This window comes from Luteibacter sp. W1I16 (assembly GCF_050434905.1).
Lineage (GTDB): Bacteria > Pseudomonadota > Gammaproteobacteria > Xanthomonadales > Rhodanobacteraceae > Luteibacter.
In genome coordinates this window covers 3,320,245-3,333,678 of record NZ_JBNDJJ010000001.1, presented here as the reverse complement: position 1 = coordinate 3,333,678, position 13,434 = coordinate 3,320,245, and the positions used below count along the sequence as shown (strand labels likewise).

Here is a 13,434-nt window from a genome sequence, read left to right as displayed (position 1 = left end):
TCGGCGATCCCGCGGCAGCGGGCCAGGTTACGACAAGCACCCATCGCCGACAAAGTCGGCTCCCACAGGTCTGTTCCTAATCCGACGGGTGTGTTCCAAGTCCCACAGGTGTATTCCTGACTTGTCTACCCGATGCTGTGGTGGGAAGCCGCTTCAGCGGCGATGGGTGCTTGTCGTAACCTGGCCCGCTGCCGCGGGATCGCCGACAAGGTCGGCTCCCACGAAGTGAGCTCCCACCACGGCCCCTGCTTCCTCAGTCTGCTTCGCGTGCCGTCTCGAACAGGAACCACACGCGACGCTCGGTCTCGTCGATCCAGTTCTCGATGAGGCTCGCCGTGGCGACGTCGGAATACTCGTCGCACACGCCGTGAGTCTCGCGCAGCGAGGCGGCCAGGGCGAGGTTGTCCTCACGCAGTTCCGCAAGCATGTCCTGCGGCGTGACGAAATCGGCATCGTTGTCGGAAAGGCGCTGCAGGCGCGCGATGTGCCCGATCGAGCGGATCGTGGTGCCGCCGATCTTGCGCACACGCTCGGCGATATCGTCGGTGGTGGCGAAGATCTGCGAGGCCTGCTCGTCGAGCAGCAGGTGCAGGTCGCGGAAGCGCGGGCCGGACATATGCCAGTGGAAATTCTTCGTCTTCAGGTACAGGGCGAAGGTGTCGGCGAGCAACGCGTTCAGCGCGCCCGTGATATCGCGCGTCGCGTCGGCGCCGAGGCCGGTACGCGTGTTCAAGGCGGCCTTGCGCAGCTTCTTGGTCGCTTCGGGGTTTTTCATCGTGGCTGACTCCGCGTGATTGGACCCTTCAAGGATGCGCCGATCGGCTTCGTCGCGCTTGAATGAAACGCGCTCGCGATTCAGGCCACCGGAAGGGCCACGACGACGCGCAATCCGGGGCCGCCTTCACGGTCCAGCAATTCGATCGTGGCTCCGTGCAACTCGACCGCCCGCTTCACGATGGACAATCCCAGCCCGTAACCCTCACCTTGCGTATCCACGCCGCGCTGGAAACGCGTGAACATGGCGGTCCTGCGCTCCACGGGGATACCCGGGCCGTCGTCGACCACCTCGATGACCGCCTGCCCTTGCACGTGCCGAATCGACAATTCGACATGCCCCCCGTGTGGTACGTGGCGGAAAGCGTTCTCCAGCAGGTTACGGATCAACGCCCCGAGGGCGACGCCGTAGCCGTCGACGAAGAGATGGTCGGGCAACCCGATGCTCAGTTCCACGCCGCCGGCACCGATCACGGCCGACATCTCCTCGACCACGTCCAGCGCGATGTCCTTCAGGTCCACGCGGCTGCGCGGCCCCGAGGCGGCACCGGCCTCGAGCCGGGCCAGGGCAAGCAGCTGCTCGGTGCGCCGCGCCAGCGAGACCAGGCACTCGCGCGCGGCTTCCAGCGCGGCCTGGGCCTCGTCCGGCTGCGCCGAGGCCATCGCGTCCTCCAGGTTGATCATGGTCGAGGCCAGTGGCGTGCGCAGTTCATGGGCGACATCGGCACTGAATTGCCGTTCGCGTTCCAGCGCTCCTTCCAGCCGCTCGATCTGCTCGTTGAGCGCCGCCAGCACGGGCCTCAGTTCGAGGGGCGCATCCGGCAGGTGGATCGGCTCGCGACTGCCTGGTTCGCGACGGGCCAGTGCGCCCGCCAGCGCCTCGAGTGGCCCCAGTCCCCTGCGGATCGCCCAGCCGACCAGCAGCGCCAGCAATGGCAGGCCGAGGAAGGTCGGCAGGCCGTGTTCGAGCCATAGCGCGCGCGTGATCTCATGCCGGCTGTCGTAGCGCTCACCGGCACGGATGGTCACGCCCTCCCCTTCCATGATCAGGGTGAACATGCGCCATTTGTACTTGCCCTTGTGGATATCCTCGAACGCGCCGTCCGGCGACGAGGTCTCGGGCACGGCCGCCAGGTTTTCCGTGGCGAGCAGCAACGTGCCGTCCCGGTCGAACACCTGGAACCCCACTTCCGACTCGAAGGTGCGGCCCTGTACCGTCAGCTCCTGCGGATGGTTGGACACGCTCGGCACGAGCAGGCGAGCCGAGCGTTGTTCGCGCAGCTGATCCACGCCGATACGGCCGACCAGGACTTCCAGCGTGCGCGCGGCCTGGGCAAGCCTGCCATCGGAAAGCTCGTCCACTTCTTCGAGCGTGTGCTTCGCGCTGAGAATGCCCAGCGGCAACAGGACCGCCGCCAGCACCAGGACGATCAACATCAGCAGGCGCGTACGGAGGCTCGGCGCGCTCACTGCGGTTCCCGCGGCACCATGTAGCCGAATCCGCGCACGGTCTGGATCGCGCTGTGGCTCAGTTTGCGGCGCAGCGAGTGCACCAGCACCTCCAGCGCGCTCGAACTCATCACGTTGTCGGGGCCGTAGAGGGAATTCTCCAGCGACTCGCGACGGACGATCCGCCCCGCCCGCTCCATCAGGGCTTGCAGCAGGGCGAATTCGCGCCGGGTGAGGTCCACACGCTCCCCGTGCCAGGTCACGTCGAAGGTTCCCAGGTCGAGGCTCAACTCGCCTGCTTCGAGGCGATTCACCGCCTCGCCACGCGCTCGCCGCGCCAACGATCGGATACGCGCGGCCAGTTCGTCCAGGTGGAAGGGCTTGATCAGGTAATCGTCGGCCCCGGCGTCGAGCACGCGGATGCGCGAATCCAGCGCGTCGCGGGCGGACATCACGATGACCGGCGTCTTCACCCGGAGGCGCCGCGCCTCGGTCAGCACGTCCATGCCGTCCTTGCCGGGCAACCCCAGGTCCAGCAGGACCAGGTCGGCATCGTGGTCGCGCAAGGCGCGCAACGCCTCGTTGCCGTCCCGGAACCAGCTGACAGAGTAAGCCAGCCGCTCCAAAGCCCGGCGGATCGCCTCGCCGAGTTGGACGTCGTCTTCGACAAGGATGATGTGCAAGGCGAAGCCCCGGTGTCCGATAGGTGCCGATTATCCTTGCGGCGAGCTTAGCGCGTCCTTAGACATCACCGGTGGGAGCCGGCCCTGGTGGGAGCCGACCCTGTCGGCGATCCCGCGATAGTGGGCCAGATTATGGCAAGCACCCATCGCCGACAGGGTCGGCTCCCACCGGGGGCGGCTCCCACCAGGGCAGACCTTCCGCGATGAAGTGAAAAAATCACACAATGGGGAACTCCCCCGCCGGACGGTTCCATGCTCGCGATGCCCGCACGCCTCCTCCTCGCCCTGATCGCGGTGACCCCGATGACGATCCATGCGAAAGACACCTGGACCACACCCGCCGAAGCGTCCGCGTTCCGCACCACGCCGTCCTACGCGGAGACCCAGGCCTTCCTGCGCCGGCTCGCCCGGGCCGCCCCGGACACGATCCGGCTGGAGACCTTCGGCACGACGCCGGAAGGCCGGCCGATGACGGTGGTGATCGCGGCGAAGGATGGCGACCTCACCCCGGAGCGGGCACGCGCGGCGGGCAAGCCCATCGTGCTGCTCCAGGCGGGCATCCATCCCGGCGAGATCGAGGGCAAGGACGCCGGCCTGATGCTGCTGCGCGACTTCGCCACCATGAACCGCCTGCCCCACCTGCTCGACCACGCGGTACTCGTCTACATTCCCGTCTACAGCGTCGACGGCCACGAGAATTCCGGACCGTACTTCCGCATCAATCAGAACGGGCCCGCCGAGATGGGCTTTCGCGGCCAGTCGCAGTACCTCAATCTCAACCGCGACTACGTCAAGGCCGACGCGCCGGAAACGCGTGCCTGGCTCGGCCTCTGGAACACCTGGCGGCCCGACCTTCTCATCGATATCCACACCACCGACGGCGCCGACTACCAGTACGACCTCACCTGGTACGCGGAGGACCCGCATAAGCTCCCGCCGTCGATCGCCGCGTGGCAGAAGACCGCGTACGAAGAGAGCGCGATCCCGGCCTACGAACGGCTCGGCCACCTCGCGGCGCCCTACCTCGAGTTCCGCGACGGCCGCGACATCACCAAGGGGATCGAGAATTTCGGCTCCGGACCGCGTTTTTCCACGGGCTACGCCGCGATCCGCAATCGTGCAGGGCTGCTGATCGAGACGCACATGCTGAAGTCGTACGAAGTGCGTGTCCGCGCGACTTACGACGTCGTGCGCAGCGTGCTCGATCACGTGAACAAGGACCCCGCCGCCCTGTTGAAGGCATCGAGGGATGCCGACGCGTGGGCGGCCTCGCTCTCGGCGAAACCCGGCGCGACCTTGCCGGTGACCTTCAAGGAAGATCCGGCCCCCAAACCGTTCACCCTCAAGGGTTATGCCTTCACGCAGACCAGGAGCGATATCTCCGGCGATCTCTGGGTACGCTACGACCCGGCTACGAAAAAGAACTACGACATCCAGAGCTGGAACGGTCTCCTGCCGGACGTGGCGGCGCCGCTGCCCGCCGCGTGGGCGATTCCCGCGCAGTGGACCGCCCTGATCGAGCGGCTGGACATCCATGGCATTCCTTACACGCGCACCGCGACCGCCGTCCGCGTGGACGCCGACGCCGACCAGCTCTCGCAGCCGAAGTGGGCGGACAAACCCTTCGAAGGCCATCACATGCTCCGCGATGCCGCCATCGCGACCATGAAGGAAAACGTCGAACTTCCCGCCGGCACCGTCATCGTCCGCTCCGACAACGCCGACGCCATCCTCGCGCTCAACCTGCTCGACGCCCGTGCGCCGGATTCCATGTTGCGCTGGGGCTACCTCAACGCGATCTTCGAACCCAAGGAATACGGCGAACCGCGTGTCGTGGAAGCCCTGGCGCGCAAGATGATCGCGGAGGATCCGGCGCTGAAGACGGACTTCGAAGCAAGGCTCAAGAACGATCCCGCTTTCGCGGCGAGTCCGCGTGCACGACTATCGTTCTTCTTCGAGCGCAGCCCGTGGTACACCGTGCAGAAGGTCGGCGCGTATCCGGTGCTGCGCCTGGACGACGCGGCGGTGAAGACCTTGCCCACCGCCACGTCGGCACACACAGGAAGCTAGGATCTGGCGCCGGTCGCGCGCATCAAGCCACCACCTCGAAAGGACGCATCATCTCGTTGGCCTCGTGCTCGGCGAGATGGCAGTGCCAGGCGTAGCGCCCGGCGTATCCATCGAAGGTGGCGACAATGCGCGTGATCATGCCCGGGTAGACCTGCACCACGTCCTTCCATCCGCGCTCGTGCACGGGCGGCTCCTGTGCCGGCCCCACGTAGCGGATGGTCTTCTTCGCCACGTACTCGTCCACGTCGAAGGGCCGGCGGTCGAGGATCTGGAAGCGCACCAGGTGCAGGTGGACCGGATGCGTGTCCTCGGTGAGGTTCACCAGGTTCCACGACTCCGTCGCGCCCAGCTTCACCGATTCCGTCACCGGATCGTGCCAGCGCTTGCCGTTGAGCAACATCAACATCGGCGTGGCCACGCAGTCACTGTATTCGTCGAGCGTGAGCTCGCGCGACTTCGATGCCGATGCCTCGGTCACGCGTGGCAGGTCGCGGAGCACATCGGGAACGCGGCTGTCGTCGCGTACCTGCCCTTGTCCCACGGCGAAACGCATCAGTGGCAAGGCATCGTTCATCAGTTCCACCGCGCCGCCGCGCAGCGCCGAGAAATCCACGACGACATCCAGCCGTTCACCGGGCGCCATGAAGACCGACGTCATGGTGGCCGGCGCGGCGAGCAAACCCTGGTCGGAACCGATGACCTGGAACGGACGTCCATCGCGGAAGCGCAGGTGATAGAAGCGCCCGTTCGCCGCGTTCAGCACGCGCAACCGATAACGGCGCGGCTGGACGTCCGCGCGAGGAAGGATGGCGCCATTGACCAGCGTCAGGTTGCCGAATACTTCCGGCACCCAGGGCGCGTTGGCGTCCCCCGAATCGGGATAGTAGAGACTGCCGTCGGTACGCAGCAGCCGGTCGGCCAGCACCAGCGGCAACTCCTGTTCGCCGGATGGCAATCCCAGCGAAAGCTCGTGCTCGTCGCGCAGCAGGTACAGACCCATCAACCCGGCGTACATGTTGAGCCGGTTGATACCCATCGCATGGTCGTGATACCAGAGCGTGGCGGCGTCCTGCGTGTTGGGGTAATGGTGCCGGCGCGACTTCCCGGGCACATACCAGTCCTCCGGATAACCATCGTCCTTGCGTGGAACCTTCGCACCGTGGAGATGCACGATGGCGCGTACTTCGGGTTTGTCGGCCTCCGCGCCACAGATGGCGTGGTCCACCGGCAGGAAGTGACGCGCCGGCAGCGCGTTTTCCCACACCACGTCGAAAGGCTGTCCCTTGCGAGCCTCGATGGTGGGTCCCGGATAATGACCTCCATAGGTCCACAGCGTGGTCGGCGGCAAGTCGCGATGCAGTACCTGCGCCGTCTCGGCCATGCGCACCCGCAACGGCCTGGTGGCATCCGCGCGCAACACCGGCGGCATGGGCAACACGTCGACGAAAGGCGCGAGCCGGGCTGGATCGACGAGCCCCGGCATACGCGTGGCATCGCCCATGGCGTGCATGCAAAGGCTGTTGCCCACCTGCCCCGCCGTCGCCTGCATCGCGCGCATGTCGTGCGCGAACAGCCGCGACGGGATCCAACCCGCCGCGGCCATCCATCCCGCCGTCGTCAGGAATCGACGGCGATCAACCATGCCCACCGTTCCCGAAAGGCCAGTATGGCCAGCCACCCGGATGCTTCGGCTGGCCCGTCGACTCGTCGAGAATCAGCTTGCGTTCGAACAGGCGCGGCAGGAAGAAATCGAACATGCCATCGAGACGGCCGGCCTGCGCGTCGGTCGATCCGCCGCCGATGCGCCGGCTGTCGAGCCAGTTGTCCTCGATGAAACGCGTGATCGAGCTCTGGTCGGTCACCGAATGGTCGACCATGTTCTCGCGAGCCCACGGCGAGATCACGAGCAGCGGCAGACGCGGCCCGAAGCCGCAACGGCCCTGCGCCGGCGTTTTACCGTCGAGACCGGGCAAGGTGCCGCGGCCGTTGCACACGCCCGCGCCGTCGAGCGCGTCGGTGCTTCCCTTCGAGCCGTTCATGCGCGGTGGCTGCTGGTGGTCGTACCAGCCATCGGAATCGTCGTACGCGATGACGACCGCCGTGTCGCGCCACTCGCCGCTTTGCTGGAGGGCGTTCATCACGTGGACGACGAAGGCTTGCTCGTCGATGGGATCGGAGTAACCGGCGTGACCGTCCTGGTAGGCGGGCGCCTTGAGGAAGCTCACCGCCGGCAGGTTGCCCGTGTCGAGCGCGTCGTAGAAATCCTCGATGTCGTACTGGTGGTTTGCCTGGTCGGTCTTGCCGATGGCCGCGATGGAGGAAGGACGTTCATGCGTCAGGTTGGCCGTCGAGGGGTAATACTGGAACGGCGCATGGTGCGGGCTGTAATCGTTGGAGCTGGCATGGGTCACGGTCGACAAGGTGCGGCGCGTGCAGCCGGTGCTGCCGTCGGGATTGCTGCGAGTCAGGTCGAAGCCGCCCTGGAACCAGCCCCAGGTGATGTCGCGCTCGTTGAGCAGGTCGCCGATGTTGCGGCCGCCCATGGTCGCCTGGTTGGCCGTGGGCGAGGAGCAGACGTCGCCGAGCGGATCGGGGTCGCCGATCATCGTCAGCCCGCCGTTGCCGTCGTCGGTCTCGGCACCGGTTCCGTTGAGCGTGGCGACGACGCCGTTGGTCTGGCCCGCGATCAGGTTGATCGCGCCCGGCGAGGACGGGCCGAAACCGGTGCCATAGCTGTTGTCGCTCATGGCGAAGTTCTGCGCGTAGTTCCACAACGCGGTCACGGTGTTGCCGTCGTAGTAGCCCATCACCTGGCCCTTGCCTTCCTGCGTGGCGTCACCGCCCGGCAGGGCTTCGCCGCGACCGGTGTACAGCGGGAAGAGATCCATCTTGCCGCCGTCGAAGGCGCGTTGCTCGGAGGTATAGCCGTGGTCCTGGTCGGCCGTGGCGGCCTGGGCGCGGGCGAGGCGGAAGGGGTTGATGGCGGCGTCGCCGTTGCCGGCGTTGGCGGCCGTCGGATTGGCGGTGAGCAAGGCGTGGCTGAGGCCGTTCACCGGCGGTGTGAACGGCCGCGCGTAAAAGGCCGGCTCGCCGGCCGGGTTGGCGGCGAAGGGGTAGGTACCGAAGTAGTGATCGAAAGAAACGTTCTCCTGGAAGATCACCACCAGGTGCTTGATCGGCGTCGCGGTACGCGGATCCTTGTCGCCGTGACCGCCGTGACCGCCGTGACCGCCATGGCCGAAGCCAAGAGCGCTCGACGCGGCCTCGGCGGGCACGTTGACGGCCTGCTGCGCCGCGACGATCGACGCGGCGGAAAGGGTGAGCACGCAGGCGATGCCCGCGGCCAGTGACTTGCGCATGACAGATGCTCCTCGGATGGATCGACCGATTGCTGATCCGCATCCCCTGTCATGCGGTCGCCGCAGCGTAGGAAGCCCGTGTGACAGTCCGGGGACATTCGCCGCGAGTTATTGCGAAATATGGGGAACCATGACTTTCGTCACAGTCGGCCCTGCACCGGGGCCGCAGCGGATATGCTGGGGAGCAACGGTGCCGGGGGCACCGTCATCGACACCATGAAAGAGGGAAATCCATGACCAAGCAGTATCTGAAGCCGCTCGCGCTGGCCCTGGCCGTCGCGCTCGCCGGCACGGCGTGCAGCAAGCACAACGATGCCGACACGGCGGTGCCCGGTGGCAACCAGCCCGCGTCGCCCAGCAGCGCCGCCCCTGCCGCCTCCAGCACCACCGCGGCGGCCAAGCCTGCCGGTCCCACCTTCAACATCGCCGACCTGGACACCGGGATCGACGCCTGCAACGACTTCAACGGCTTCGTCAACGCCAAGTGGGTCGCGGCCAATCCGATTCCCGAGGACCGCACCCGCTGGGGCGCCTTCGACCAGCTCGCCGAGAACAGCCTCAACACGCAGCACGATATCGTCGATGCCATGGACAAGGGCGCGGCCAATGCCAAGGCCGGCTCGATCGAACAGAAGATCGGCCTGCTCTACCGCTCGGGCATGAACGAAGACGCCATCGAGAAGGCCGGCGTCGAGCCGCTGAAGCCGGAACTGGCCAGGATCGACGCCCTGAAGACGTCGCAGGACATCGTCGACTTCCTGGATACCAGCTTCAACGACGGCAATGGCTACGTGTTCGGCTTCGGCGCGGGCGCCGACTTCCAGAACGCGAAGATGCAGATCGGCTACGCCCAGCAGGACGGCCTCGGCCTTCCCACGAAGGATTACTACACCGATCCGAAGCAAGCCGAGAACCGCAAGGCTTACCTCGCCTATATCGCCAAGACCCTGACCCTCGCCGGCGTGCCGGAAGACCAGGCGAAGAAACAAGCCGACGACGTGATGAAGTTCGAGACCCAGCTCGCCGCCGCGTCGCTCGCGCCGGTGGAACTGCGCGCGCCGGAAAACCAGTACCACTTCGTTTCCGTCGCCGAAGCCAACAAGGTGACGCCGCATTTCGACTGGCAGAAGTTCTTCGCCGCCCAGGGCGTGACCGTCGACAAGGGCTTCTCGCTGTCGCAGCCGAAGTTCTTCAAGGAGTTCGACAAGATGCTGGCCAGCACGCCGGTATCGACCTGGCAGGCCTACCTGCGCTTCCACGCCATCGACAGCGCGTCCCCGTACCTGTCCAAGACGTTCCAGGACAACAAGTTCGACTTCTACGGCAAGACCCTCTCCGGCCAGCCTCAGCAGAAGCCTCGCTGGAAGCGCGTGCTGGGCTCGGTCAACTCGTCGATGGGCGAGGCGCTTGGCCAGCTCTACGTGGCCAAGGTGTTCCAGCCGGAAGCCAAGCAGCGTGCGAACGAGCTGGTCGACAACGTGCGCAACGCGCTCAAGGCACGCATCGAGAAGCTCGACTGGATGAGCGACGAGACCAAGCAGAAGGCGATCCAGAAGTGGAACACCTTCCTGCCCAAGATCGGCTATCCGGACAAGTGGCGCGACTGGTCGGGCCTGGACGTGAACGGTGAGAACTACTACGGCAACGTGGAAGCCGCGAGCAAGTTCAACTACCACTACGACATCGCCAAGATCGGCCAGCCGACCGACCGCCTGGAATGGGGCATGACCCCGCAGACGGTCAACGCCTACTACAACCCGACCGACAACACGATCAACTTCCCGGCCGCCATCCTGCAGCCGCCGTTCTTCGACGCCCACGGCGACGACGCGATCAACTACGGCGGCATCGGCGCGGTGATCGGCCACGAGGCCAGCCACGGCTTCGACGACGAAGGCAGCCAGTTCGACGGTGACGGCAACAACAAGAACTGGTGGACCAAGGAAGACCGCGCGAAGTTCGACGAGCGCGCCGGCAAGCTCGTGGCCCAGTTCAACGAGTACGCGCCGATCAAGGACCACCCGGACCTGCACGTCAACGGCAAGCTCACGCTGGGCGAGAACATCGCCGACCTGGGCGGCCTGAACGTGGCGTACGACGCGCTCCAGGAAGCCCTGAAGAAGAACCCGCAGGAAGCCCAGGAAAAGATCGACGGCTACACGCAGGACCAGCGTTTCTTCCTGAACTGGGCACGCGTGTGGCGCAGCAACGTCCGCGAGAAGCAGGCGATGCTCTACCTCAACGTCGACCCGCACGCTCCCGCGTCGCTGCGCGCCATCGGCGCACCGTCGAACATGGAAGCCTTCGCCTCGGCTTTCCAGTGCAAGCCGGACGCGAAGATGATCCGTGCCGCCGACAAGCAAGTGAAGATCTGGTAACGGCGACACACCGTCGCTGATGGTGCCCAAGGCGCCGCACGAAAGTGCGGCGCCTTTTTCTTTGGAGCCGAATCGCTCTGGTGGGAGCCGACCCTGTCGGCGATCCCGCGGCAGCGGGCCGGGTCGAGGCAAGCACCCATCGCCGACAGGGTCGGCTCCCACCACCAAAGGTCCTTCCCACCAGAGCCTGTCGGGTTTGCCCTAATCTAATTGCAAATCGTTCTCATTAAACTTACGATATGCATCCAGACGGGTCCCGTACCCGCGTGCGTCTCGTTCCAGGGAACGACCAGAACCCGACACAGCGCGCCTGTAAGGCCGCGCGAAGTTGGCGCGTGCGCGAACGAAGGCCGTTCCACATTCGTCTTCAGACACGCAAGGGAATCTCATGGCCTTCATCAAGAGCCGCAAGCACGCCGCCCCCGCGGTGCGTACCGTCGGTGCCGCCGTACTGATCAGCCTCGCCCAGGGCGCCGCCGCCAGCGACGTACCCGCCGACATCGCGGCACCGCCACAGCAGGCCAAGGTCAACGATGCGCAGGCCCTGCCCGGCATGCAGGTGGATGCCGACCGCGGAAGCGACTACCGCGTCGACAAGGTCTCCTCGCCGAAATTCACCCAGTCCCTGCTCGATACCACGCAGACCATCCAGGTGATCGGCAAGGCGCTCATCCAGCAGCAAGGCGCCACCACGCTGACCGAGGCGCTGCGCAACAGCCCGGGCGTGGGCACGTTCTTCGTCGGCGAGAACGGCGCGACCAACACCGGCGATTCGATCTACATGCGCGGCTTCGATACCTCCGGCAGTATCTTCGTCGACGGCGTGCGCGACATCGGCACCGTCTCGCGCGACGTGTTCAACATCGAACAGGTGGAAGTGACCAAGGGCCCGGACGGTACCGAATACGGCCGCACCGCGCCCACCGGCGCCGTGAACCTGGTGACCAAGCAACCGCTGCTCGGGAACGGCATTTCCGGCTCGGTACAGGCCGGCAGCGGCCAGCGCCGCCGCGCCACCGCGGACTGGAACCAGTCGATGGGTAACGATGCCGCATTCCGCCTCAACGTGATGGGCCAGGACAGCGGTGTCTACGGCCGCGACCAGGTGGAAACCAATCGCTGGGGCGTGGCGCCGTCGCTGGCCTTTGGCCTGGGCACGCCGACCCGCGTCTACCTCGACTACCTGCACATCAAGCAGAACAACGTGCCGGATGGCGGTGTGCCGACCATCGGCCTTCCCGGCTACAGCAGTCCCGACGGCCGCGCCTTCCTCAACGACGCGGGCAAGGTCGATCCCGACAACTTCTACGGCACTGGCCAGGACCACGACCATGTCACGCAGGACATGTTCACGGTCATCGTCGAGCACGACTTCAACGAGAACCTTGCGCTGCACAACACCGCGCGTTGGGGGCGCACCACGCAGGATTACCTGCTCACCTCGTTCATGGGCTCCGCGGCCAACCTGCGCACGCCCGATCCGACCGACCCGTCCACGTGGACCATCGCGCGCAGCACGCCGACGTTCAAGCACCAGTCCAATCGCATCGTCACCAACCAGACCAATCTCACGGCCACGATCGAATCGGGCGCTGTGACGCAGAACATCAGCACCGGCATCGAACTGACGCAGGAGCAGGCGCGCACGATCGGCCTGGGCGCCCTCGGTGGCAGCACCTGGCCGGCCGCCAATCTCTACCGTCCGTTCTCCGACGTCGGCGGCCTGAATTACGGTGAGACCGGAGCCCACAGCGAAGGCAAGACCAACACCGCCGCGGCGTACTTCTTCGATACGCTGAAGTTCGGCGAGCACTGGCAGGTGAATGCCGGCGTGCGCCTCGATCACTACAAGACCGACTTCGACAGCCTCGTGGTCTGCGGTGCCCGCGGTGGCCCTGTGTGCGGACCGCGCCCTGCCGGAAGCATCGTTCCCGGCGTCAACGCGAGCACCAGCGACAACCTGGTCAACTACAAGATCGGCGTGCTGTACAAGCCGGCGGCGAACGGCAGCATCTACGTGAACTTCGCGCAGTCGCAGGAGCCGCCGGGCGGCAACACGCTCACGCTGTCTTCCTCCGCGAACAGCGCCGACAACCCCAACTTCGATCCGCAGAAAGCCCGCACCGCGGAAATCGGCACGAAGTGGGACCTGCTCGGGGAGAAACTGCTCCTCACCGCCGCCCTGTATCGCACCACGGTCACCAACGAACTGACCCAGGACCCGACCGACCTCCTGTACTACCAGATCGGCAAGAAGCGCGTGCAGGGCATCGAAATCTCCGCGCTCGGCAAGCTCACGGAGGATTGGGCGGTCAGCGCCGGCTTCACCACGATGGATGCCACCGTCGAGAAGGGCATGGGTGTCACGGCCAACGGTTCCGACGACCTCGCCTACACGCCGAAGAGGGCGTTCACCGCCTGGACCACCTATCACCTGCCCTTCAACCTCACTATCGGCGGAGGAGCGCGTTACTCCGGCGAATTGCAGCGCGGTACCGATGGCGCGATCGGCACGCCGGCCTACACCCGCGCTTACTGGGTATTCGACGCGATGGCGAGCTACCCGGTGAACCGCCATCTCGATATCCAGCTCAACGTCTACAACCTCTTCGACAAGGAATACGTCGCGGCAATCAACAAGAGCGGCTACCGTTACACTCCGGGGACACCGCGTTCGGCCATGTTGACCGCCAACGTGCGATTCTGATCGACCGGAGGAAG

At 65.8% G+C, this 13,434-nt stretch carries 8 protein-coding genes; 3 read left to right on the top strand and 5 right to left on the bottom strand.

Translation table 11 applies throughout. From position 1 onward, the window contains the following. Positions 1–253: 253 nt before the first annotated feature. The 3 genes from QFZ41_RS14705 to QFZ41_RS14695 all read right to left on the bottom strand — a co-directional run bounded on the left by QFZ41_RS14705 (position 254) and on the right by QFZ41_RS14695 (position 2,906). On the bottom strand, positions 254–775 hold the full coding sequence (locus tag QFZ41_RS14705) for a Dps family protein (protein WP_429199428.1): 522 nt from the start codon (positions 773–775) through the stop codon (positions 254–256). An 80-nt stretch (positions 776–855) separates the two neighbouring features. Next, entirely contained in the window at positions 856–2,244 is a 1,389-nt protein-coding gene (locus QFZ41_RS14700; protein ID WP_429199427.1) for a sensor histidine kinase, read from the bottom strand. Next, positions 2,241–2,906 (bottom strand): response regulator, encoded by a 666-nt coding sequence (locus QFZ41_RS14695; protein WP_429199426.1) that lies wholly within the window; start codon positions 2,904–2,906, stop codon positions 2,241–2,243. The genes QFZ41_RS14700 and QFZ41_RS14695 overlap by 4 nt, the downstream gene beginning before the upstream one ends. 261 nt (positions 2,907–3,167) lie before the next feature. Between QFZ41_RS14695 and QFZ41_RS14690 the strand changes: the two genes are divergently transcribed. After that, positions 3,168–4,976, top strand: a complete 1,809-nt coding sequence (locus tag QFZ41_RS14690) for a M14 family metallopeptidase (protein WP_429200251.1) — start codon at positions 3,168–3,170, stop codon at positions 4,974–4,976. A gap of 22 nt (positions 4,977–4,998) precedes the next feature. Here QFZ41_RS14690 and QFZ41_RS14685 read toward each other — a convergent pair whose 3' ends face one another. After that, positions 4,999–6,618 carry a multicopper oxidase family protein gene (locus tag QFZ41_RS14685; RefSeq protein ID WP_429199425.1) on the bottom strand — a complete coding sequence of 540 codons (1,620 nt, stop codon included), beginning with the start codon at positions 6,616–6,618 and terminating at the stop codon, positions 4,999–5,001. Further along, a complete protein-coding gene (locus QFZ41_RS14680; protein WP_429199424.1) occupies positions 6,611–8,335 on the bottom strand; it encodes a phospholipase C in 1,725 nt (574 codons plus the stop codon). The genes QFZ41_RS14685 and QFZ41_RS14680 overlap by 8 nt, the downstream gene beginning before the upstream one ends. A gap of 233 nt (positions 8,336–8,568) precedes the next feature. Here QFZ41_RS14680 and QFZ41_RS14675 point away from each other — a divergent pair, with 233 nt between their 5' ends. Both QFZ41_RS14675 and QFZ41_RS14670 read left to right on the top strand, forming a co-directional pair. Beyond that, the gene (locus QFZ41_RS14675; protein ID WP_429199423.1) at positions 8,569–10,713 is read left to right on the top strand and encodes a M13 family metallopeptidase; all 2,145 of its coding nucleotides are present in this window, start codon (positions 8,569–8,571) and stop codon (positions 10,711–10,713) included. A 388-nt stretch (positions 10,714–11,101) separates the two neighbouring features. Further along, positions 11,102–13,420 (top strand): catecholate siderophore receptor Fiu, encoded by a 2,319-nt coding sequence (locus tag QFZ41_RS14670; protein ID WP_429199422.1) that lies wholly within the window; start codon positions 11,102–11,104, stop codon positions 13,418–13,420. Positions 13,421–13,434 lie beyond the last annotated feature (14 nt).

Bases quoted from the DNA above. Each gene is read 5' to 3' on its own strand.
- QFZ41_RS14705 (WP_429199428.1), bottom strand. From the start codon at position 775: ATGAAAAACCCCGAAGCGACCAAGAAGCTGCGCAAGGCCGCCTTGAAC.
- QFZ41_RS14690 (WP_429200251.1), top strand. From the start codon at position 3,168: ATGCCCGCACGCCTCCTCCTCGCCCTGATCGCGGTGACCCCGATGACG.
- QFZ41_RS14685 (WP_429199425.1), bottom strand. From the start codon at position 6,618: ATGGTTGATCGCCGTCGATTCCTGACGACGGCGGGATGGATGGCCGCG.
- QFZ41_RS14680 (WP_429199424.1), bottom strand. From the start codon at position 8,335: ATGCGCAAGTCACTGGCCGCGGGCATCGCCTGCGTGCTCACCCTTTCC.
- QFZ41_RS14675 (WP_429199423.1), top strand. From the start codon at position 8,569: ATGACCAAGCAGTATCTGAAGCCGCTCGCGCTGGCCCTGGCCGTCGCG.
- QFZ41_RS14670 (WP_429199422.1), top strand. From the start codon at position 11,102: ATGGCCTTCATCAAGAGCCGCAAGCACGCCGCCCCCGCGGTGCGTACC.